General features: G+C 42.0%; 17 protein-coding genes. 7 read left to right on the top strand and 10 right to left on the bottom strand.

Going from position 1 to position 22,726, the window contains the following annotated elements; all coding sequences use genetic code 11:
• Together ACM0OT_RS21110 and hetR are read left to right on the top strand one after the other, a co-directional pair.
• Nucleotides 1-1,243, top strand: a 1,243-nt coding sequence (locus tag ACM0OT_RS21110) for a DMT family transporter (protein ID WP_414566354.1), incomplete at its 5' end; no start/stop codon positions are given.
• A gap of 871 nt (nt 1,244-2,114) precedes the next feature.
• Nucleotides 2,115-3,014 (top strand): heterocyst differentiation master regulator HetR, encoded by a 900-nt coding sequence (hetR, locus tag ACM0OT_RS21105; protein WP_414541204.1) that lies wholly within the window; start codon nt 2,115-2,117, stop codon nt 3,012-3,014.
• Between the two features lie 253 nt (nt 3,015-3,267).
• On the opposite strand, the gene ACM0OT_RS21100 is transcribed toward hetR, so the two are convergent.
• Nucleotides 3,268-5,361, bottom strand: a complete 2,094-nt coding sequence (locus tag ACM0OT_RS21100; protein ID WP_414566353.1) for a S8 family peptidase — start codon at nt 5,359-5,361, stop codon at nt 3,268-3,270.
• Nucleotides 5,362-5,745: 384 nt separating this feature from the next.
• Here ACM0OT_RS21100 and ACM0OT_RS21095 point away from each other — a divergent pair, with 384 nt between their 5' ends.
• A complete protein-coding gene (locus tag ACM0OT_RS21095) occupies nt 5,746-6,129 on the top strand; it encodes an endonuclease domain-containing protein (protein ID WP_414566352.1) in 384 nt (127 codons plus the stop codon).
• Nucleotides 6,130-6,491: 362 nt separating this feature from the next.
• Here the strand turns inward: ACM0OT_RS21095 and ACM0OT_RS21090 are convergent, their stop codons facing one another.
• Nucleotides 6,492-6,641 (bottom strand): anacyclamide/piricyclamide family prenylated cyclic peptide, encoded by a 150-nt coding sequence (locus tag ACM0OT_RS21090; protein ID WP_414566351.1) that lies wholly within the window; start codon nt 6,639-6,641, stop codon nt 6,492-6,494.
• Nucleotides 6,642-7,088: 447 nt separating this feature from the next.
• Here ACM0OT_RS21090 and ACM0OT_RS21085 point away from each other — a divergent pair, with 447 nt between their 5' ends.
• From ACM0OT_RS21085 to ACM0OT_RS21075, 3 genes are all read left to right on the top strand, one after another.
• A complete protein-coding gene (locus ACM0OT_RS21085) occupies nt 7,089-9,065 on the top strand; it encodes a S8 family peptidase (RefSeq protein WP_414566350.1) in 1,977 nt (658 codons plus the stop codon).
• 248 nt (nt 9,066-9,313) lie between these two features.
• The gene (locus ACM0OT_RS21080; protein ID WP_414566349.1) at nt 9,314-9,526 is read left to right on the top strand and encodes a cyanobactin biosynthesis system PatB/AcyB/McaB family protein; all 213 of its coding nucleotides are present in this window, start codon (nt 9,314-9,316) and stop codon (nt 9,524-9,526) included.
• 135 nt (nt 9,527-9,661) lie between these two features.
• A complete protein-coding gene (locus tag ACM0OT_RS21075; RefSeq protein WP_414566348.1) occupies nt 9,662-10,570 on the top strand; it encodes a LamG-like jellyroll fold domain-containing protein in 909 nt (302 codons plus the stop codon).
• A gap of 61 nt (nt 10,571-10,631) precedes the next feature.
• On the opposite strand, the gene ACM0OT_RS21070 is transcribed toward ACM0OT_RS21075, so the two are convergent.
• Nucleotides 10,632-11,279 (bottom strand): hypothetical protein, encoded by a 648-nt coding sequence (locus tag ACM0OT_RS21070; RefSeq protein WP_414566347.1) that lies wholly within the window; start codon nt 11,277-11,279, stop codon nt 10,632-10,634.
• Nucleotides 11,280-11,789: 510 nt separating this feature from the next.
• Here ACM0OT_RS21070 and rpsD point away from each other — a divergent pair.
• On the top strand, nt 11,790-12,398 hold the full coding sequence (rpsD, locus tag ACM0OT_RS21065) for a 30S ribosomal protein S4 (protein WP_414541206.1): 609 nt from the start codon (nt 11,790-11,792) through the stop codon (nt 12,396-12,398).
• Between the two features lie 84 nt (nt 12,399-12,482).
• On the opposite strand, the gene moaA is transcribed toward rpsD, so the two are convergent.
• The 7 genes from moaA to ACM0OT_RS21030 form a co-directional block, all read right to left on the bottom strand.
• Nucleotides 12,483-13,469 (bottom strand): GTP 3',8-cyclase MoaA, encoded by a 987-nt coding sequence (gene moaA / locus ACM0OT_RS21060; protein ID WP_414566346.1) that lies wholly within the window; start codon nt 13,467-13,469, stop codon nt 12,483-12,485.
• Between the two features lie 201 nt (nt 13,470-13,670).
• Entirely contained in the window at nt 13,671-14,273 is a 603-nt protein-coding gene (gene kdpC / locus ACM0OT_RS21055) for a K(+)-transporting ATPase subunit C (RefSeq protein WP_414566358.1), read from the bottom strand.
• 47 nt (nt 14,274-14,320) lie between these two features.
• Nucleotides 14,321-16,423, bottom strand: coding sequence for a potassium-transporting ATPase subunit KdpB (kdpB, locus tag ACM0OT_RS21050; protein WP_414566345.1), 2,103 nt, complete (start codon nt 16,421-16,423; stop codon nt 14,321-14,323).
• Nucleotides 16,424-16,507: 84 nt separating this feature from the next.
• Nucleotides 16,508-18,193 carry a potassium-transporting ATPase subunit KdpA gene (gene kdpA / locus ACM0OT_RS21045; RefSeq protein WP_414566344.1) on the bottom strand — a complete coding sequence of 562 codons (1,686 nt, stop codon included), beginning with the start codon at nt 18,191-18,193 and terminating at the stop codon, nt 16,508-16,510.
• 849 nt (nt 18,194-19,042) lie between these two features.
• Nucleotides 19,043-19,978: a phytanoyl-CoA dioxygenase family protein gene (locus ACM0OT_RS21040; RefSeq protein ID WP_414566343.1), complete on the bottom strand. Its 936-nt coding sequence runs from the start codon at nt 19,976-19,978 to the stop codon at nt 19,043-19,045.
• Nucleotides 19,979-20,012: 34 nt separating this feature from the next.
• Entirely contained in the window at nt 20,013-21,890 is a 1,878-nt protein-coding gene (locus tag ACM0OT_RS21035) for an asparagine synthase-related protein (protein ID WP_414566342.1), read from the bottom strand.
• 2 nt (nt 21,891-21,892) lie between these two features.
• Nucleotides 21,893-22,618: a lasso peptide biosynthesis B2 protein gene (locus ACM0OT_RS21030; RefSeq protein WP_414566341.1), complete on the bottom strand. Its 726-nt coding sequence runs from the start codon at nt 22,616-22,618 to the stop codon at nt 21,893-21,895.
• Between the last annotated feature and the right edge of the window lie 108 nt (nt 22,619-22,726).

Raw genomic sequence — 22,726 nt, 5'->3', positions numbered from 1 at the left:
CCAATCTCCACAATCACTAGAACCAACTTCTGTGATTAATCGCCAAGACTGGGAAAGCGATCGCCAATCCCCTCCACAGTCAGAAACACCCCCAGAGCCAATTTCTGTCCTCAGTCGAGAAGACTTGAGACGCGATCGCCAATCCCCCTCACAGACAGCAACTAATCAAAGAGCCAAACCTGTATCACCACAGTCACCTAGCTCCTCAAAAATATCGTCTATCCAGATCGGCTTCTTACTGGTTGTATTGTCAGCAGTGGTTTCATCGCTGTACAACGTAGCCATCAAAGGTATGTTCTTTAAGGCTTACGATAATTTAGGAGTTTTAGAAATACAGGGGCTAATTTCGCCAACTTTGGGGAATATATTTTTAATTTTGACGCTGCGATTGCTAGTGGTTGTGCCACTCATGATACTTTTAGCACCCATGATGCATCCCCAAGTATGGCAAGATATGCAAAACCTGGTGACATCAACACGTAGTAGTTCCACTTCCAATAATAGTTTCAAGACCCAAAAATTTTTGCAATTATCCATCGCTAGTGGATGCTTTTTGTTTGTATCCCAAGTACTCATCTATCTTGCCATTAGTCAGATAGCCACAGGCATGGCGATCGCACTTTTCTTTGTCTACCCCATTGTTAGTGGAATCTTCTCTTGGTTGCTGTTCCGCGATCAGCCTAGTGGATTTCGTGCTGCGGCCATCGGGGCGATTTGCTGTGGTGAATTGTTAGTTATAGGAGGCTCTGCTGGGCTAGGTACTGCAAATTTTACACTAGGAAGCAGCACAGCAATTTTGGCTGGAGTAGCCTTCGCTTGCTACGTGATTTTGACACGGGTATGTGCCGCTAAAATTCATCCGGTATCTTTTACATTAATTAACTTCAGCACAATGTTTATATTGAGCTTTATTGGATTGATGTTGCCTTTACCAAGAGATTTAAGTTTGGCAGTTGATCAGTCCAAATTGCTAGAACTTGTTTTAAGTGCCTTTATTTTGGGCGTTTTAACTTTAGTAGGCTACGTGCTGAACAACGTAGGAATCCGCAAACTAGGCGCATTACGATCAGCGATTATCGGCGCAGGCGTGCCAATTCTCACCGTGGTTTTTGCTGGGTTGATACTTCAGGAAACTTTAGCCATTATGCAAATCATGGGAGTATTGTTCGTTACTTTTGGCGTCGCCGCTTACAGCTTTGAGAAAATGCGGAACCAGGTGAAAACTTCTAGTTCCGAAACTTGAATGACTTATGGTAACAAGCTTAAAATGATCAAAATTAATTTCTAAAAGAGTCATTTTGAGCTTTTAACCTGCCATTAAATCCTCAATTACATTTAACAAAAATACTACTATCTCATTCCCTATTGTCTCTGATGACCAAAGGAAATTCTACTTTCCCCAATTCTCAAATTTTCCGGATTTCAATAATGCTTGATGCATAGTAGTTTCATCTATCATCTCGCTTGACCAAAAAGTGAAGCCAAAAAATGAATTAAAAGTTACCTTTAATTCTTGGGTGAAATATCAGAGAATCCTCATAAACAGTTGCTGATAAAAGAATTAAATGTTAATGATAGAGATGATTAAAAGAGATTACTTTATACAAAATTAATAAAAAAAAAGACTAAAATAGACTATCATATTCTAAGAAATAAAAAGGTATTTTAGATTTGAAATTATGAGCCTTGCTAGAGGTTTATGATGATCTCTCAAGTCAACTACCTATACTACTGAAAAATCACCGAAACTTGTAAGCAGTATATTAGGTTTATAATTCCTGGTTGAGCCTGCTAGCATTCCCCAGTTCGGTAGATTACTTCCTCCCCAATAAATTCTCATCATTGTCGGAAAGATGTAAATAAACAACAGTTTTAAAAGTTTAATAGCAAGTAGTCTGTAGCAAGATTTACTTCTGCTAAATGCTCAAAAACAGTTGTTGTGTGATCATTTCCCCGATGCAGAGTAATTATCAATTTTGAAGACCAGTAATCCTGGTGTCAAAAGATGATGATATTAAAGGTCGAGAGTGAAGACATAAGCGTAAATTGGGTGTATACTACATAGTTTGGTGTAATGAATAAATCTGTAAACTTGCTATTCAACTGTCTGTAATATGAGTAACGACATAGATCTGATCAAGCGTCTTAGCCCAAGTGCAATGGATCAGATCATGCTTTATCTGGCTTTTAGTGCCATGCGGACGAGTGGGCACAGGCATGGAGCGTTCTTAGATGCAGCCGCAACGGCAGCTAAGTGTGCGATTTATATGACCTATTTAGAGCAAGGTCAAAACTTGCGGATGACAGGTCACTTGCACCACCTAGAGCCAAAGCGTGTAAAAATTATTGTAGAAGAAGTCAGACAAGCACTGACCGAAGGCAAATTGTTGAAGATGCTAGGTTCTCAAGAACCCCGTTATCTAATTCAATTACCTTATGTTTGGATGGAAAAATTTCCTTGGCAACCAGGAAGATCCCGTGTTCCTGGTACAAGTCTCACCAGTGAAGAAAAAAGACAAATTGAGCAGAAACTACCAAGTAATCTGCCCGATGCTCAATTGACCACATCTTTTGAGTTTTTAGATTTAATTGAATTTTTGCACAAGCGATCGCAAGAAGTTTTGCCACCTGAGCATCAAATGCCTTTGAGCGAAGCTTTAGCAGAGCATATCAAGCGCCGACTGCTGTATTCAGGCACAGTAACCCGCATAGATTCTCCTTGGGGAATGCCCTTCTACGCTCTGACACGTCCTTTTTATGCACCAGCTGACGACCAAGAACGTACCTACATCATGGTGGAAGATACCGCCCGCTATTTCCGCATGATGAAGGACTGGGCAGAAAAGCGACCAAATACCATGCGCGCCTTGGAAGAATTGGATATTCCAGCAGAAAGATGGGAACAGGCTATGGAAGAATTAGACGAAATCATTCGCGCCTGGGCAGATAGATATCACCAAAGCGGTGGTATTCCCATGATTTTGCAAATGGTGTTTGGTAGAAAAGAAGACTAATAGTTTAACTGGAAAATTATTCAAAACTTTAACCAGTGACGCTGTGCATAATTCGTCATAGTGTCTACTGTGTATTAGCCAACCTAAATGTGTCGCCAACATTTAGTTAATTGGTATTAATTCTTACTGTGTTATGCCAAATGGAAAAAAGAATACAACACATACATTAACACCTCCCTAACCTTGGACTGGGGAGGGTATCCGATAGGGTGGCTGAAGTGATGTGTCGCCAATATGTTTTGAATCAGTCACATTATTTAGGAACTGACCAAGAGCGAACTTGACCCAAAGTTACAGGAATAATGTAACTTACATCAATCGTAAATCGATAAACCTTTTTAGCTCGACGGCCATTGTCCGGGTCAAAAAATTTCAATTTCACATCCCAACAATCACTATCCAGGCGACAGAAAGGACTTTTTTCTACTTCAATGCTGTCGAGTTCCATACCTCTAGAAACAGCTTCACTAAAGCAGGAAGCAGCTTGAAATGCATTAGTAGCCGCAAAATTTAATGCTCTATCTTTAGAAATTTGTCCTAAATTCTGCAAATCAAAGTATACTTTCTGCAAAAAACTGTTGAGCGATCGCCGTAACCTAACTTCATCAGCATTAGTTTCTTGGATAGTTACACTTTCCACGGCTGCACTCACCAGGCTATTCACCTTCCAACCGTACATCCCCCTGATATTTGGTAGCGTCACAACAGGAATGACTTGCCCAGAAAATAGCTCTACAGTCCTATTAGTCAACCGTCCAGGAAAACTCACTCGTTCGATGTAATCTTCATTGTCTTGGGGTTGTACCTGTCCAGCTAATATCGCCTGCAAGGTTTCGTAGACATCAGCCGCAAATGCACCTTTGGGGTCAATTGCATAAATTGGTGTCAGTTCTTGGTTCAGTGTCCAAATTAAAGATTTTGCTTCTGTTGGATTTTGCTCCAGGTAATCTGCCATTTGACGCGCATCGTAAGGGTTTGCAGGAACAGTTGTTCCTGCAATTTCCACACCTGACATAAGTTGTTTAAACGAGTCACGCCGCGCTTCTGTACCGAAGTCGTAACCCACTGTACCGAGAGCATAAACTAAGTTTGACTTAGCACTAGCAGTCACAGCATCCGCAGCTTGGCTAGTGGTGATAGTTGCTGTTTGGGAACTGGTGGGATGAGTTGCAACGGCTGAAGCGGTGACAGTGGCTTGACCTAACCCCCCTTTCCTAGTAGGGAAGGAGGGAGTAAATTCTTGTTCTCTAACTCCCCTCTCCTTGCAGGAGAGGGGTTGGGGGAGAGGTTCAAAACCAGAAGGCTCAACACCAGTTAATCTTTCCCCAGTCAATAACTGATAAGCCCCTGGTATATTCAACTTACCCAGCAAACAGCGTTCCGGTTCCTCGACCTCTTCGAGATTGCAAGGAATGGCACTATTTAAAATCACTTGTCGCACCACTTCCGCGTTGGGTTGTTCGCCTCGTTGCAATTGCATACTCATCAACAAGGCAGAAATACCTGTAACAATAGGTGCAGCACAACTTGTGCCTTTTTCGCGGATGGGTTCATCTGTTCCTGGTGCTGCGCCTAAGATATTTTCCCCATTGGCCATGACACCTTTATTTTGATACTCTCCACCATAGTTACTAAATTTGAACGGCTGTCCATCATCGCGTATTGCGCCCACCGTGAGAACACCGGGAATAATGGCAGGAATACACCAACATTCACCTTTATCATTCCCACCAGGGGCAACTATTAAGATGTTATTGTCTTGGCATTGTTTCACCGCACGGGCAAATAAATCTGGTGTGACACCCGTTTGGGTGGGATGACAAGCCGCGATGTGGATGATGTTTGCTCCCCATTTCAAGGCGGTATTAATAGCGTGGGTGAGGTTAACGGGTGAGATAAAGTTTTCGTTATCGTAAGCAATGGGAATATTAATTGCTGTGCATTTGGGGGCAATGCCAGGAGCAGGTGAGTTGTGTTGCCCTAAGATAGTGCTAGAAATGTGAGTGGCATGACCAGCTAAAAGAACGCGGTCTAGAATTGGTTTAGGAAACTGCTGAAAAAATTCTTCTTCTTCTTTTTTAAACTCTTCTTTGTCGTAGTCTGGTTCTTCTTTTTTCGCTTTTTTTTGCTGGTTAAATTCTGCTGCTAATTGCAGGTAATGAAAATATTCGTCATTCAGTTCAATATCTTGTGTCCAATAGGGTTTAATTTGGGTAAAGTTTGCTCCTTGAAAGCAGGCACGTTCTAAATCGGTGGGGCCGTCTAAAATCGCAATTTTGATACGAGGGTCGCCTTGGGTGCGTGTCCAAATTTCAGGTATTCCGGGGATATCAGTAAAGTTTGGCATAGTGGGATATTGTTATAATTTTGGCGAAAAAAGACTATATTTTCAGATGATGCAGATAGCACTCTCAATTTCACTAACTTTCCCTTAATCCCGCCAAAGCTACGCTTTTGCTCCCCTCCTCTTAGCAAGGTTACGGTTTACACACAAGTTATTAAATCACTACCAGTTCTCGAATTACCCCACCCTAACCCTCCCCTTGACAAGGGGAGGGAACTAGATTTTCTTGTTTCCCCCCTTAGAAAGGGGGATTAAGGGGGGTAATTCGACTGGTGTGTAAACCGTAGCCTTTCCAAGGGCGGGGGATGGGGTTCTTTCTATGCATTTTCATACAGAATTAGTATAAAAAGTGCATAGTATGTATAAAAGCAAAAGGCATCATTAAATATGACTGAACTTTACAACAGAACTTCTGAAAAGGATAAACGACAATTTTTACGGAATAACATGACTCAAGCCGAAAAAAAATTGTGGTTACAGCTAAAAGGAAAGCAAATAGAAAACTGTAAGTTTCGGCGACAATATGGTGTTGCTCAGTTTGTGATCGATTTCTATAGCCCAGAAATCAAACTCGCAATAGAAGTTGATGGAGATAGTCATTTTCAAGAAGGGGCGCAAGAATATGACCGAGAAAGACAACAGTTTATCGAGTCAGCAAGTATTATTTTTCTGCGATTTACTAACGATGATGTACATCATAATATTTCCGCAGTTTGTGAAGTTATTAAAGATAAAATTCAATACTTGAGGCATCAACATAAAATGCCTTAATTTGCTTCTTATTTAGTTCTGTCTTATTAAGACTATGATGTTTAAATTACCCCCCTTAATCCCCCCTTATAAAGGGGGGAAACCGGAAATAAATTTAGTTTTCTCCCTTTAATAAGGAGGAAACCGGAAATGAATCTAGTTCTCTCTCCTTACTGGTTTAGCTAGCACCGCGATCGCTGAGGCTTCTAAGATAAACCGAAAAATAAATCTAGTTCCCTCCCCTTAATAAGGGGAGGGTTAGGGAGGGGTAAACACCTCGCGCAAAAGTCATTTCCCCAAATTAATTGAGGTAAATTGTGCGCCAACATTAACTCCAAAAAGAGTCAAAATCCTTTTTGAGGTAACTAAAATGATGAGGATGATTACTCCGCATCATCTCCTGCAAAAGGAGGCATTGGAAAAGGCGTAAACACCATCGCTGAGGATAGTCCCTTTTCGCCTTGGCAAGAAGCCGCAGTGTTGTCACGCTCAACGGGAGCAGTTTGAGTTGGCAGCAAGTTTCTCTTTTTCATGAGTTTTCTTTCCTAAAAAATATCAGCAAGTTAATTCATATATCACACCAACATCAAATGTAGGTTTTTTGGGGTTCAAAAAACCTTGTTTTGTTCTGCAACTTGATTTTTCAAGTCGGAATGTGAATAGTGGAATTTATGAATTAACAGAACACTACAGAAAATATAAGCAACTTGTCAAGGTCTTTAAAAGTAAAAATTTTGTTTCATTGAAATACAAAATTAAATATATCAACGTAATTTAACGTTTGATCGGACAGTTAAGACAGTTAAGACACTTAAGCCGACAAAAATCGGACAGTTAAGACAGTTAAGACACTTAAGAAAAAAAGTTTATTGTTTGCTAGAAATAATGTTGAATTTTTGTGTAAACTGACTATCAACCAAACAAAAAATTCTGTATGTTCATTCTTGTGATTAATAACCTTTGCTTGCTCTAGCCTTCAAATGCCCAATATTACAAAAATTCCAGGCATCCAGAAATTATGGGCAGAAACTCAAGGTGACTCAACAATTTGTGTTGCTGTACTTGATGGATTAGTTGACCCGAATCACTCTTGTTTTCAGGGTGCTGATTTAACAAAATTACCCACACTTGTACAAGGAGAAGCTACTGCTAATGGTTTTATGTCTGTGCATGGAACTCATGTTGCTAGCATCATTTTTGGTCAACCAAATTCTCCTGTTGAGGGTATTGCTCCTAACTGTCGGGGATTAATAATTCCCGTATTTGCTGATAATGGTCGCAAGTTATCTCAATTAGATTTAGCTCGCGCCATTGAACAAGCAGTTGAAACCGGAGCGCATATTATTAATATCAGTGGCGGACAACTTACCGATATAGGTGAGGCAGATGGCTGGCTAGAAAAAGCCGTGCAACTGTGCAATGAAAACAACGTTTTAATTGTCGCTGCTGCTGGTAATGATGGTTGCGAATGCTTGCACGTCCCCGCGGCTTTTCCCACTGTCCTAGTAGTAGGGGCAATGGATGAACAGGGTAGACCCATCGACTTTAGCAACTGGGGATATGAAAACCAAGGCATCCTGGCACCTGGAGAAAATATCCTAGGGGCAAAACCAGGAGGCGGTACACAAAAACTCAATGGTACTAGCTTTGCCACCCCCATAGTGGCTGGAGTCGCCGCCTTGCTGCTAAGTCTGCAAGTCCAGCGCGGCGAAAAACCAGACCCCCATAAAATTAGAACCGCCTTATTAGAAACTGCCATCCCTTGCACACCAAACGACACCGAAGATGCAAGTCGTTGTTTGCTAGGCAAGCTGAATATTTCTGGTGCATTGCAATATCTCAAAGGAGGAACCGTGTCCGAAGAATTACAAACCCTAGAAGCCGTTGACAGCATTGAAGCTGCTGGTTGTGGCTGTGGCGGAACTGATGTCAGCGAAGCCTCACCCAACCCCCAAGAATTTGTCTGCTCTGAAGCATCTGAAGTTGTTGCACCTACTCCCGTAGCCACTTCCACACCAATCACCACCGCAAGCATACCCACTGTCAGATCTACTGCTATGTCAAATCGTGCATCCAACTACGTCACCGCTAGCCAAGCACCAAGCGAACTAGCCGAATCCACATTGGTCTATGCTTTAGGAACTCTTGGCTATGACTTTGGCAGCGAAGCCAGGCGCGATTCCTTCAAGCAATTAATGCCAGGAATCGAAATTGAAGGTACAGCAGTTCCCGCAAACCCCTACGATGCACGGCAAATGGTGGACTATTTGGAAGCCAATCTTTCCGAAGCCAAATCCTTAATTTGGACATTGAACCTAGAGTTAACCCCCATCTATGCCATTGAACCTGTAGGCGGTTTTGCCAGAGATACTTATGCTGTAATACAGCAATTACTCTCAGGACAAATACAACCAGAAGACAACGCCGACTATGTAGAGCGAGTCAGTATTCCTGGTGTATTATCTGGGCGCAGTGTTAAACTATTTTCTGGGCAAGTCGTGCCAGTAATTGAACTTTACAGCATCCGAGGACTCTACGGCTGGAAGGTTAACAACCTAGTCAATGCTGCGATACAAACGGTACAAGCCCAAGCTACAGACACACAAGAAGATTCTATTCGTCGCACCCTTGGCAGTTTCCTCAGCCGTATTTACTATGATTTACGCAACTTAGGCACAACTTCTCAAGATAGGGCGCTAAATTTTGCTTCTACCAACGCCTTCCAAGCTGCTTCTACCTTTGCCTCAGCCGTAGCCGAAGGTATGGAATTAGATAGTATTACAGTAGAAAAAAGTCCTTTCTGTAGACTTGATAGCGATTGTTGGGATGTCAAACTGAAATTCTTTGACCCTGAAAATAGCCGCCGTGCGAAGAAATTATTCCGTTTTACAATTGACGTGAGCGATATTATTCCTGTTACTTTGGGCGAAGTGCGTACTTGGTCTACACCATATTAATCTCAACCTTTGGGGTTTTACCTGCTCAAGAGGAGAGAACTGGATTTTTGGTCTCACCTCTTTGCCAGATATTTCTGTAACTATTCGGAAAACCAGAACAAGAGGGAACTAGATTTTCCTGTCTCCCTCCTTTTTAAGGATTAAGGGGGGTAATTCACCCTAGTTTGGCCAAGAGAATGTAGCCAAGAGGTGAATATATACAGCCTCACAAAGAGACGGTATCACAAAATTTTCTAAGGTTATTCAACATGAGATTACCCATACTTTCCGCTCCAGTAAAAAGACCCGATATTATTTATCCTCATCGGGCCGTGGATGTAATTCACGGCAGAGTTGAAGATTTAGTACATATTCGTATGGATTTATTACATGGTGCTAACTACAACGACCCACCAGCGTTTCAAAACAGGAGTTATCAGCAATTTAAGTCTTCTGGTCACTGCGGTTGTCGCAAGTTTTAGTGAGTTTTCATTTGTTCACAATATACCTAGAAAACTAACCTCATAACCCCCTTTTCTATGAAAAAAGGGGGAACTGATAGACTACAAAACACTAGATAAATTTATGTTAATTATATGACGGAGGCAACAAAATATTTGCAGTATGCGCTTACATTTGATGGACAAGATGACTATATCCTTTTAGGCAAGAAACCTGAATTTAAGATTGAGAAAGAAATTACCTTAGAAGCTTGGGTTTATTGTCAAAAACAACGGCGACGAGCAGGGATTATTTCTAATGTTTTTGACACAAATACAACTGAAAGCGGCTACGGTATTCTTCTTGATGGCAAAAGTGGCGTATTTTTTGCTTTAAAAACTTCATCTAAGAGAATTCAATATTTTGGTAGTAAAGTTGATTCTTTAAAGCTAAATCAATGGAATCATGTTGCTGTCACTTATGATGGTGAACAGATGAAATTATATCTTGATGGAGTAGAAATAGCCGCCAAATCATCTTCTGATTCTGGTATTAATTACGAACCTGAAAATGATTTGCTGATTGGAACCTACAAAGATAATAATGAAACCTACCCATTTTTGGGAAAAATTGCGGAAGTACGTCTTTGGCAGGTAGCTCGTACTCAATCAGAGATTAAAGAAAATATGCACCAATCTTTGATGGGGAATGAGTTAGGATTAGTTGGTTATTGGCCTTTGAATGAGGGTAGCAGTAATATTACTCATGATCTGACTAAAAACGCCAATCACGGCACAATTAATGGTGCTAATTGGATGCTATCCGAAGTTCCATTTACTCATGCTAAATCTAATTTTGAATTAGGAGTTGCTAAAACCATGTCCAAAGAAAAGAAAACTACCGCCAACTCAATTCCAGCAGAATCAGCAAATTCTCAAACCCCAAAAAAAGCTGAGGAGATTAAAAGCCATCTGTTGGCTACTGGTCTTGAAGATTATGGATTTTGGTGGGAAGAAATGGCTAAGGCGCATTCTAATAAATCTGAGCCTGATAAGCCTTTTCGTCGTGGTCGCATTTGGATGTAAAACAGCAGACAAAGCCGAGACTTTGATTGTTTTGTCTCGGCATTTTTTGTCATTTTTTTACTTATTGATTTTCTGGAATTCCTGGAAGTGGAGTAACTTCAAAAGAACGATTAAATCCGCCGCTGGGAACTTGAGTTGGTGGTACAGCAGCAGGTGAAAGTCCAGTCACTCTATCACTGGCATCGATACAAGTATCCATTGCCTGAGTTGGCGCAATCTCAATCTCACTACGTAAGCCCACTACACATTCAGCAAAACGCACTGGCAATAAACTACGACCACAGTAATTTAAAATTGATGGATTGACAGCCCCTTCTGTATTCCTGCTCACACCAACCACACAGTTAGCTAATTCTTGGGGACGTCGAGATTGCCTACAAGAAGAGAGCGCATCTACAGGGGGAATTTGCGTTTGTTGATTGATTTTTACTACGCAGGCAGATAAGTCCCTCGGGCGCAGCGCTTTTGCACAACCTTGTGATACTGCTTGTGCTGTTAAGCCCAAATTCAAAAGTTGAGCTGAACAAACGCGGTAATCGTTAGCATAAGAGGTAGTAACAGCCATACTTGGAGCCATTGTTGATAACCATCCAGCTATCACCAAAACTGGCGCCGTCAGTCGTAATGAAGAAACTTGTTTCGCCGGAAATATCTTCACAGTAGAACTGCCTTCTTGGTTACCAGTTTTACCAAAATTTTTTTTGTACATTGCCGTTCTCCAAACACCCAAAGTTATGCTAACTCAAATGTACGGCAACTCTGCGGCAAATTAGGAAATATAGTTATTGGCGTTTATCAGCAATTTCTGGTCTTGTAAGATTAATGTAATATTTTTACCCAGTCATGCCAGTAGGCGGCTTTTTCGGGGGAGCATCAATACAGGCAGCATCTATTCGGCAGAAAATGGTGTTAATATAGTCAAAATGTGCAACCAGTAGACAGCGTAAAAAGTATTTCTGAGTTGGAAATACAGCGTCAACCAATGTAGTAGTTGGATAGTCTACAAAACTAAATAAACACAAAAAACCGGTTTGTTTGTAAGAGTACGGCAAGGCAAGCCGGAATTTAAGCTTGGAAAGAAAATGTTTCGACTTGGGGGGATAAGTCCTGACAAGGCAAGCATTATTCATCAAACCAAGAATCTCCTGACTTATAATCAGGAGAGTGTCAAAATGGAATGTCTGGGTAAAAGTTAAACAGGATTAGATTAAGGAAACTCATGTCCCGATATAGAGGGCCACGCCTCAGAATTGTACGTCGCTTGGGCGAATTGCCAGGATTAACTCGTAAAAGTGCTAGACGTGCCTATCCACCAGGTCAACATGGTCAGAATCGTAAAAAACGTTCTGAATATGCAGTCCGTCTGGAGGAAAAGCAAAAGCTCCGTTTAAACTACGGTTTGACAGAAAAACAACTGTTGCGTTATGTGCGTAAAGCCAGACGTGTGACAGGTTCTACAGGACAAGTGCTGCTACAACTGCTAGAAATGCGCTTGGATAATACCGTTTTTCGGTTGGGTATTGCTCCTACCATTCCCGCAGCTCGTCAGCTAGTAAATCACGGTCATGTCACGGTTAATGGTCGGGTAGTGAACATTGCTAGTTACCAGTGCCGTCCCGGTGAAGTAATTGCAATCAGAGACAGAGAAGCATCACGGAAGTTAGTAGAAACCAATTTGCAATATCCTGGTTTAGCTAACCTCCCTAGCCATCTGGAATTTGACAAAAACAAGTTAACTGGCAAAGTTAACAGTGTCATTGAGCGCGAATGGGTAGCGTTGCAAGTTAATGAATTGCTCGTGGTGGAATACTACTCACGACAAGCCTAGGCAGGGACTGGGGACTAGGGACTGGGGACTGGGGACTAAAAATTAACTTTTAGCCTCTCACCTATCACCTATAACCCCTAGCCTTTAACCGCCAATTTGCGACATGGTACGGCTATAAAGACCCGCAGTGCCAGAGTCGCGCCCTTTAAAATTAATTTCTGGCTTGATTGTCAATAAATTTTTGACCTGTTCTTGTAATTGATGAGTACTTACACCAGTACGGAGAGCAGCTTTTAAATTTATTTGACCAGTTTCATTTAATAAACAAGGGCGTAGCCAACCATCAGCGGAAAAGCGCATTCGGTTACAGCGATCGCAAAAACATTCTGACATTTGACTAATAAATCCTAGTGTCCCCTTCGCACCAGGAATTTGAAATATATCGGCAGGCCCAGCGCCACAAACTTGGGATTCTGTCAAGCCCCAGGCATCACCTATGCGTTGCCGTAAATCTGCCGAAGATACCCAACCGCGATCGCCAAACAATTGCCAATTACCAATGGGCATAAACTCAATAAATCGGACGTGCCACTGTCGCTCAATAGTTAAGGCTGCTAAATCGAGAATTTCGTGGTCATTGACACCAGGGATAACCACAACATTTAGTTTCAAAGGGTCAAATCCTACGTTATAAGCAGCTTGAATCCCTTGCCAAACTTCTTGCCAACGAGAACGCCCCCGATTACCAATAATTTGATCAAAGATATGGGGATCAAGAGAATCTAAGCTAATATTGACCCGCCGCAAACCAGCATCATATAGACCTTGCGCTTTAGAAGCTAATAAAAAGCCGTTGGTTGTCATGGATAAATCTTGAGTTTGGGGCAATGAAGCGATCGCCCTCACTAACTCCACTACACGGGGACGCAGTAACGGTTCCCCACCAGTTAACCGAAACCGAGTAAAGCCTACGGGAATAAACACCTCTTGAATGAGGGTGAGCAATTCTGCGTCAGTTAATAATTGTTCCTTGAGTAGATAGTCTAGTTCTGCCCCTTCAGGCATACAGTACTGACACCGAAAATTACAACGGTCAATGAGGCTAATTCTAAGGTAGTCTACCTGGTTCATCTTGCTTAGTAGTTTTGTCACCCAATGCAAAATCTCAAACTTTTGTCAAGTTATCTGAGTTGGCTTGTCAGAGAAATTTTACTGACATTCTCCTAGGCTAGCGTGCATTCAATATATTTGTGAATATTTGATAATGCTCCAGAATCGGCAAAGGAAACTGGAGCATCTTTTGAGGTAATAATTACTACTATTGTCTAATCTCTATTGATTTTGCAAACGGTTAATTTCTTGCAAATCCAGAGCATAATTCAATCGGAGAACGTTGACACCCGGTTCACCAAAAATCCAGAGAAATCTCCCATCAGTATACTGATTTAGCAACGGAATAATTTCATCATCTTGTACCCCACGGGCCCGGGCCACTCGCCTCAATTGTTGCCTGGCTGATCTCACGGAAATATGTGGGTCTAAACCAGATCCGGAAGTATAAATTAAATCAGCAAGGGGTTGAATATTATCGTCTCGAAATTGAGTTGCCTGTTCGACAATTCGCTCCACTAGTGCGGGATTGCTAGGAGCGAGATTACTAGCACCAGATATGCCGGTGGGACTGGCCCTTCTACCTTGACTATATCTGACAAGACTGGGACGACCATGAAAATAACGCTCCGAGGTAAACGTCTGACCAATCAAAGCCGAACCAATTGGTTGGTTTTCTATATTCACCATGATGCTACCGTTAGCTTGCAATGGGAACAAAGCTTGGCCCACTACTAGGATTGCTAAAGGATAAATCAGGGCTGTCACTAACCACAGCACCAGAGTGATGCGAATTGCTTTACTAGCTTCTTGAATAAAATTCATCATAGGGAGTTAAAAGTAGGAAATTGCGAATGGGGAAAATGGAAATTTTAAGCCAATCCCACTGCCGTAATCAGCATATCTATGAATTTAATGGCGATAAACGGTGCGATCGCCCCACCCAAACCATAAATGAGAATATGGCGTTGTAGCAGCTGATTAGCTGTTAGAGGTCTAAACTGTACTCCTTTTAAAGCCAAAGGAATTAAAGCCGGAATAATCAGCGCATTATAAGTCAAGGCTGATAATACAGCAGAATTTGTGCTATGCAAATTCATAATATTGAAGCTTTGCACCTTAGCAATAGCCAGGATAGCGGGAATAATTGCCAAGCATTGAGCAAGATTATTGGCAATGGAAAATGTAGTCAAAGCTCCACGGGTAATTAATAATTGTTTACCGATACTCATAATATCGATCAGCTTGGTGGGATCAGAGTCCAAATCTACGATATTGGCTGCTTCTTTAGCTGCTTGCGTCCCTGTATTCATGGCTACACTAATATTTGCCTGTGCTAGTGCGGGAGCGTCGTTATTGCCATCTCCTGTCATGGCTACCAGTTTGCCAGCTGCTTGTTCGTTTTGAATAACGCTGACTTTATCTTCTGCTGTAGCTTCGGCAATAAAGTCATTGACTCCGGCTTCATAAGCAATGACAGATGCAGTAATCCGGTTATCCCCAGTAATCATGATTGTCCGTACTCCCAGGCGGCGTAACTGCTGAAAACGTTCACGGATACCAGGTTTAATAATGTCTTTGAGATAAATCACACCATAGATTTCGTGATCAAGACAAACTGCTAAGGGTGTACCTCCCTGTTGGGAAATACGTTGGTATACCGCATCTAGTTCTGGGGGTTCTTGTCCATTACGGAAACGCACAAATTCTCTAATTGCTCCTACCGCTCCCTTGCGGGCTTCGCGTCCACCAAACAAGTTAGTACCACTCATGCGTGTTTGGTCAGAGAAGTCTACCCTGGCTGCCTGATGAGGATCAAAATCTAATCGGGCACCGAGTTTTTGGGCCATGCGGATAATTGATTTTCCTTCAGGTGTATCATCAAAGATGCTGGCAACCAAAGCAATGTTAGCCATTTCTGCGAGTGAATGGCCATTGACAGGAATAAACTCTTCTGCTAAACGGTTGCCTAAAGTAATTGTGCCTGTTTTGTCGAGAACTAAGGTATTAACATCGCCACAAGCTTCCACTGCTTGTCCAGAGGTGGCAATAATGTTAAATTGGGCAACTCGATCCATGCCAGCAATACCAATGACATTTAATAACCCACTGATGGTAGTAGGAATTAGTGCCACTAACAAGGCAACCAAAACTGATACGCTGACTGGAATCTGGACGTAGTAAGCGAATACGGGCAATGTGACTACAACCAATAAACAGATGAAACTGAAAACGGCTAGTAACACTGTTAAGGTGATTTCGTTCGGTGTTTTGCTGCGTTCTACTCCTTCCAATAAAGCAATCATGCGGTCAATAAACCCTTTACCAGGGTTGGCTGTAATCCGGACAATCAATTCATCAGCAATAATTTTCGTACCACCAATTACTGAACTAGCAACATCCGAACCTGATTCCTTGATAACTGGTGCTGATTCTCCAGTAATGGCCGATTCATCCACCGAAGCCATACCCATGATGACTTCACCATCAGCGGGGATAATATCGCCAGCTACTAAATAGATGGTGTCGCTCTGCCGCAGACTAGTAGAAGCTACTTCAGAGATTGTGCCATCGGGGGCCAGTTTTTTAGCGATCGTTTGTGATTTTGTAGCTCGTAAGATATCTGCTTGGGCTTTACCCCGTCCTTCAGCTAATGCTTCCGCAAAATTAGCCACCCAAACGGTGAAGAACAAAATACCTGTTAATAAGCCGTTAAACAGTTGTGGATTCTCTTGTGGGGCTGGCCCAAATAAATTGGGTTTAATGGTTAAAACTAAAGTCACAAGTGTCCCCAGCCACACCAAAAACATCACTGGGTTTTTGATAGCATTTTGGGGATTGAGTTTGATAAAAGCATCCCTAAAGGCTCTGAGGTAAAGTTTTGTGCTATTTAGCCTAGCTTTTTTACTAACTTTGCGGCGATCGCTTGGTCGAGAACGAAGTGATTTCACTTGAGAGGTAGGTGCAAGGTTCATAGAGAGTAGGGACTGGGGACTGGGGGACTGGAAGTGGAAGGAAGGGGATAAGAATAAAAATACTTCCTCATCTCCCTCATTTTTCTAACTACCAGATGCGAGTTTAAAGCTTTCGGCTATTGGGCCTAGGGCTAATACTGGAAAGAAGGTTAACATGCCTAAAATCAGTATTAATCCGGCGGTAGCAGTGGTAAATACTAAGGAATCTGTTTTGAGGGTACCAGTTGTTTCGGGTATGGTTGCTTTACTAGACATACTTTCAGCCAATAACAAGATGGCAATCATTGGGATGTAACGTCCTGCTAACATGCTGAAACAGGTACTTAGATTCCACCATAAAGTGTTGTTGGTCAATCCCTCTAAGCTAGAGCCGTTGTTGGCACCAGCTGAGGCATATTCGTAAACTACTTGGGAAATTCCGTGAAAGCCGGGGTTGCTAATTCCCGATAAGGAAAATGGATAGGCCAATGTAATGGCGCTGGGAATTAACACCACAATTGGGTGAATTAGCAGTACTACACTGGCAAGGATGATTTCTGGTTTTTCGATTTTGCGCCCTAAAAATTCTGGGGTGCGTCCTACCATGAACCCGGTTAAGAATACAGTCAGAATTATATAAATTAATAGGTAAGCTATTCCAGTTCCCTGACCTCCCCAGACTACTCGCAAAAATAAGTTGAATAATGTCGAAAATAGCCCTTGTGGCATTAAAGAATCATGCATTCCGTTGACTGCACCACACATGGTGGCGGTAGTCATGACTGCCCATAATGCTGTTTGTGCCCAGCCAAGTCGAATTTCTTTGCCTTCTAGATTGGGTTGTTCTAATCCCAATGTGCCATTAACTAGGGGATTCCCTTGTTGTTCTCCACCGATGGCTATCCAAACTAAAATTACAAAAGCTATAAATACCATCCAAAACAGTAGCCAAGCCTGTCTGATGTTTTTGCTAAATACGCCATAGGTGTAAATTAAGGATGCAGGAATGGCAATCATGGCCATCGCTTCGATTAAGTTAGAAGCACCATCGGGATTTTCAAAGGGATGGGCAGAGTTAACGCCAAAAAAACCACCGCCGTTATCGCCTAACATTTTGATCATCTCAAAGGAGGCTACGGGCCCTCTGGCAATATATTGTGTGCCACCTTCTAGGGTTTCCACCACCAGTGTTCCATCTAATGTTTGCGGTACACCTAATAAAACTAAGGCGATCGCTCCAATTACTGAAATAGGTAATAATATCCTGGTAATAGCACGGGTAATATCAACGTAAAAGTTACCTAGCTTTCTGCCTGTTAAGCCCCGCATCAAGGCAATGCCCACTGCTAGCCCTGTAGCGGCTGAGGTAAACATCAAAAAGCCTAAAGCTGCTACCTGACTAAAATAACTTAAGGTTGTCTCACCAGTGTAATGTTGCTGCCCAGTATTAGTGACAAATGAAACAACTGTGTGTAGTAATATATCCCAGGTAGGTGAGCTAAAGCCATTGGGATTCCAAGGTAATATTCCTTGAAAATATAACAGCAAGTATACTAAAATACCCATTATCAGATTACTGAAGAGTAATGCTCGGACATACTCCCCGGCTGTCATATTATCTTTTCTGTTAACACCTGCTAGCAGAAAGAAACTTCTCTCTATGGGGTTCATGAGAAAGTCAAGTAATGTTCTTTCTCCCAAGAAAACACGCGCTATGTATTTTCCCAAAACTGGAGTAATGGCTATGACAATACACAGCGTTAAACCTATTTGCAGAAAACCTTGTCCCATTGATTTTTTGTTCGATTTAGTAAAGTAATCGCCAGTGTAATGTTTAAATATATTAGATATGTAGGATTCCTATTTGATTTTGTCAAAGACGGATGATTTCCCACCTTAGTAGGTTTTATCAGTAATAAGTTTATATTACTTAGCAAAATTCAAATTAGATTCCTATATCCTATGAATTATGGGGCAATGTTTTATATACATAACCTCAATTCATTGATTTTTTGTAGTTATTAATATTTTTCAGATCCTTGAGAAAGTTTCCGTTAAAAATATTTAAAGTTTACGCTTAGACATCTAACTGTAACTTGTTGGTTAGTTAATATTTCCTGGTTATACAATATATTCTCAAAATCTGCTAATTCAAAATTTTTTGGTAACAGAACTTTTATACTACAAAAATATGATTTTGGTATAATAAGATACTTATTTTTTCATCAGCACCACTTGAATAGAAACTGAGTAATACCCTGCATATTATTTTGACCCCTCCCAAGCTCCCCTAGCTAAAGGGAAGTGCCGTAGACGGTGGGGCTATTTCGATAAGTCTTCATCTGGAAATAATATCAGCAATAATATTGTCTAGTTATTTTATATTTATATCTCTCAATTTTTGACCAATTTGGCATAAGTTTAAATTTAGCCCTTAAGACTGAATGTCTGGGGCTACACAAACATGACGCGTAGCGTCTTCCTGAAGGGAAGGCAGCTACGCAGGCTATTTAAAAGCATTTGATGTATAAATAAGTCGGTAAAAATAAACCACCCACATTCCGCATCTTTAACTAACTGTCACAATCGTTTATTACGGAAGTAAATTCATTTACTGCATTGATAGAGCCTAAAAATAGGCTAATACAAGTTTAACGTCGAGCATCTCGACTCTATGCCATTAGTATCTTCAATCAGTGATGAACCAATGATATACTCTGGGTGCGATCGCTCAAAAGGCATCTTAAGAGCCATGCTGCTAGGCCAACCTCGTGCGATTGCTTTAGGATGATCAAAATTACCGTGGCGGATCTGGAGTGTCCAGCGGATGTGATCGCTACGGTTGGCTCCACTGGCGTGCAGCATTAGGGTGTGGAAAACTAGTACGTCGCCTACTTGCATTGGCACACGCAGGTGTGGAAATGGGCTTAGTATAGACCAGTCAACTATATCGACACTTGGAGGTTCATTCTTGCTCCTTGCCCGCCGTGGCAGCACACCCAGCTTGTGTGATCCGGGTGCAATTTGCAAACAACCATCCTGTTCTTCCACGTTCCGTAATGGAATCCAGTATACCACTGCATCTTCAGAGTCCTGAATAACTGGATAATCCTGATGCCACGGAAATAGATGCTCGTCTTCATAAGGTCTATCGACCCGTATATCAAACAACATATTAGCCATTAATGTGTTTGTAGACATCAGTTTCTTGGAAAGGCTGACTAACTTGGGATTGACGTTTATTTGGTGGATAGAAATTAATAAGCGAGCAGCATGTGAAATCACATGTCGGTGCATATACTCTAACTGACTCAATTGTTCAAATCCTGCATCAAATTCGGTAAATTCATCTGCTGTGGATTCTTTGTGCAGACCTAACTGTTGCATTTTCAGTTTAATCAGGTGCCTAATATCGCAGCGGACTGAATTAAGTTCTTCATCAGTAAATAGTCCTTTAGCCAAAAAGCAACCAAACTCCCCAAACAACTCCTTAGCTTGCTTGTCGGACTTTGCTAATGCAGTTGGGTCAGTCAGAGAGTAATTGACTGATAAATTGTTAATTAAAATATTTTGCATTGTTAATTGCTCCCTTCAGTGTTATTACCTAACACTAAATCTGCAAAAGATAATTCAGATGATGTATTTCAGTGGGCTTTTCTAGAGGTTGATGCCTGGTTTTGATCATCTGCTCAAACCAGGCGATAAGTGAGAGTGTAATGTTAATGCGACCACAAGTTGGCATATCTCCTATACCAACGGCAGCTTGATGCATGAATCGAATTAATTGTGATTGATCAAATATACCTAACTCGCAAATACTCGAAGTCCGAACCATTGTTTCTAATTGCGGTAGATGCTTGGACAAACCTAGCCAATAGTTATCGTTAAAAGATCTTTTGTCTGTTCTAATACGGATAGCTTCTGGCAACACTCCCTGCATAGCCGTTTGGAGTACGGGTTTAGGCATCCCAGGGATTTCCCTAATGCTTCTTGGAAGCCCCAAGCAAAAACTTAATAGACGTGGATCAAGGAAGGGACGAGAGTTGTGCATTCCTCTTGGAGCTGCCAGATTCCAACTAGACCAATCTCCTACAGAGCTTTGGATAGACCATAAATCCGCAGCAATTTCAATAGGGCTATGATACAGTTTTTGAGCGTTTTCTCTGCCAACACTCTGCATTTGATAACTGCGAGCAAAATCAGGAATCACCCACGGAGGAATAGAAAATGCCCCAAGGTTTGGCCAACGTCCAAATCCGAATCTCTCACCCGTTAAGATAGGCCAAGCAGGTTGAATACCGCATCCATACAGTATCGACCATACATCTTGATTTTTAGCATAGGCCCATCGGTTAGCCTCGAAAAGTGCTGTCAACCATCGACCCTGCCGTAAAAAGTCGGCGATGTAAAGCCGTTTGCTGGCTAGTAGTTGATCAGCTCCTATACCTGTCAATATAGTGTCTACTCCAACTTGATGGGCAGTCTCAATTAAAATTTTTTCCATCCCCAACTGGTTTAAATATGGGTAAGGCTCATCATGTATGGGAATTTCCTCGTTAAACCAAAGAAAGTCCAGTGCATTGTCTGAGTCGATCAAGTGGGCTTCAACTGGACCACCTTGTTCAATCACCATTTCAATATAAGCTCTCTCACCAACCAAGCAAGGCCTTTTGTACACTTCCGACAAAGTATGTAATGGCGATCGCCCTAGGCCTGATAGCATCCATTCACGAGCCGTACAAACTATACTCGAAGAATCCATTCCTCCCGATAAATGGGCAGCAATTCGCCCTCGCTGGACTCTTTGTTTAACGGCTTGTCTCAAGAGATCAGCGTACTGTTCGCCGGCTTCATCTAGTGTGATGTTGTTATTTTTGCCGAGTTTTGCTTTCCAATTCCACCAACAGTGACTTTTTACCTGTCCGATTGGGTTGATTTCCAACGTAGTGCCAGGAAGAACGCGCTGAATTTGTTGGAATGGAGTTCTTTCAGTGGGTAGCTCAAAACCTGGATTAGACCACATAATAAACTGGGCTATGAAATCAAGATCTAGTGATCTTTCAGGTAGCAAAGCCAGAAGCGATCGCAAACTCGTACTTACAGCTATCCCTTGCGACCTTACATGCCAATATAGAGGCCATGAACCAAGAGGGTCTCGCAGGGCAAACAGAAGTTGCGAAGTTTCATCCCACAATACTAAGGAAAATTCACCCTCTAATTCTTCAAGACCTTTAAGACCACTGTAACAATAGACGATTGTGGCGATCGCTGCATCGGAGGCACAACTTTGCGTCATTGACTGCGGCAATTTCGAGAGAATTTCGTCTTGATAACACAGGTGTCCTAAAACTACAGCTGCAATACCAGACTGGCGATCGCTAGCAAATGTAACTAAAGGCGCTTGCTTGGGATCATCTCTAGGGCAGGAAAATAAATGAAACTGAGTATCTTCATTCAAAGCAGTAAAGACATCAAATCCTACTCTCATATTCAGCAATACCGTATTGCAGGGGTAAATATTTCACAGTGCCTACGATCATCCGTTACAATCCAGGAGCCACACTCTACCCAAGCGTGTGCCTGAAAAGGATACAAATTAACGCCAAACACTAGTTCTGCTGGAAAACCAAAAATTGTCTTTAGAATTTGCCAACCAACAAGGGCACGTTCTTTGCAGGCGATCGGTAATAAAAAGTACCTTGCTGCTGTTTCACGAACTACGTCATCCACTGCTTTGACTGTCGTTTCCCAATCGCCAGAAAGCGCATTACTGTCGATGGGATAGTGCCAAAGCTGCCAAAACCGGACAGTTTTAGTCCAACCCAAGGTACGAATACTAATCCAAGCAAGTGCAAGCAACACAGAGGTAACGAGAGGAGACGGGACTACAGGGTGGAAGCGCGGTAATTGAGAGCGAATCAATTGCTTGGATTGCAAATCACCCAGGAATTTTGTTAAGTCAGTTCGCACCTGCTCTTCTGTCACACCATATTCCTGAACAATGTAATGCACTGACGTCTCTAAACCATGCTCAATTAGGAGCATTAACATCTTTGTACTGACTAAATCTAATCCGTAAAATCTGCCACGATTGAGATCTAGCAGCCGTGCCACCCCATCTTGAAGGAACAAGATTACATCCGTTTGGAGATGGTAGGATTGTTCTGCCTTCATCAGCATAGTGGAGCTAAGTTCTTGCCGCCCTATGTTTGTCATGACTTTCCATCTCGTTCTCGTTATTTTTGTATCTGAGCAGGCAGCTTGAGAAAACATCTTTGCAAGGTGCCTGCGTCATGATTACGTTTTCAAGACTTACCTTGGTGA

The sequence above is a fragment of the Anabaena sp. CCY 9613 genome (genome assembly GCF_963920895.1).
Taxonomy (GTDB): Bacteria; Cyanobacteriota; Cyanobacteriia; order Cyanobacteriales; family Nostocaceae; genus Cyanocohniella.
This window is presented reverse-complemented; position numbering and strand designations above follow the sequence as displayed.

Coding starts and splice junctions, on each gene's coding strand:
- ACM0OT_RS21030 (WP_414566341.1), bottom strand. CDS start 22,618: ATGACAAACATAGGGCGGCAAGAACTTAGCTCCACTATGCTGATGAAG.
- ACM0OT_RS21040 (WP_414566343.1), bottom strand. CDS start 19,978: ATGCAAAATATTTTAATTAACAATTTATCAGTCAATTACTCTCTGACT.
- hetR (WP_414541204.1), top strand. CDS start 2,115: ATGAGTAACGACATAGATCTGATCAAGCGTCTTAGCCCAAGTGCAATG.
- ACM0OT_RS21085 (WP_414566350.1), top strand. CDS start 7,089: ATGCCCAATATTACAAAAATTCCAGGCATCCAGAAATTATGGGCAGAA.
- ACM0OT_RS21100 (WP_414566353.1), bottom strand. CDS start 5,361: ATGCCAAACTTTACTGATATCCCCGGAATACCTGAAATTTGGACACGC.
- ACM0OT_RS21070 (WP_414566347.1), bottom strand. CDS start 11,279: ATGTACAAAAAAAATTTTGGTAAAACTGGTAACCAAGAAGGCAGTTCT.
- ACM0OT_RS21080 (WP_414566349.1), top strand. CDS start 9,314: ATGAGATTACCCATACTTTCCGCTCCAGTAAAAAGACCCGATATTATT.
- kdpB (WP_414566345.1), bottom strand. CDS start 16,423: ATGAACCTTGCACCTACCTCTCAAGTGAAATCACTTCGTTCTCGACCA.
- ACM0OT_RS21095 (WP_414566352.1), top strand. CDS start 5,746: ATGACTGAACTTTACAACAGAACTTCTGAAAAGGATAAACGACAATTT.
- kdpA (WP_414566344.1), bottom strand. CDS start 18,193: ATGGGACAAGGTTTTCTGCAAATAGGTTTAACGCTGTGTATTGTCATA.
- moaA (WP_414566346.1), bottom strand. CDS start 13,469: ATGAACCAGGTAGACTACCTTAGAATTAGCCTCATTGACCGTTGTAAT.
- ACM0OT_RS21090 (WP_414566351.1), bottom strand. CDS start 6,641: ATGAAAAAGAGAAACTTGCTGCCAACTCAAACTGCTCCCGTTGAGCGT.
- ACM0OT_RS21035 (WP_414566342.1), bottom strand. CDS start 21,890: ATGAGAGTAGGATTTGATGTCTTTACTGCTTTGAATGAAGATACTCAG.
- rpsD (WP_414541206.1), top strand. CDS start 11,790: ATGTCCCGATATAGAGGGCCACGCCTCAGAATTGTACGTCGCTTGGGC.
- kdpC (WP_414566358.1), bottom strand. CDS start 14,273: ATGAATTTTATTCAAGAAGCTAGTAAAGCAATTCGCATCACTCTGGTG.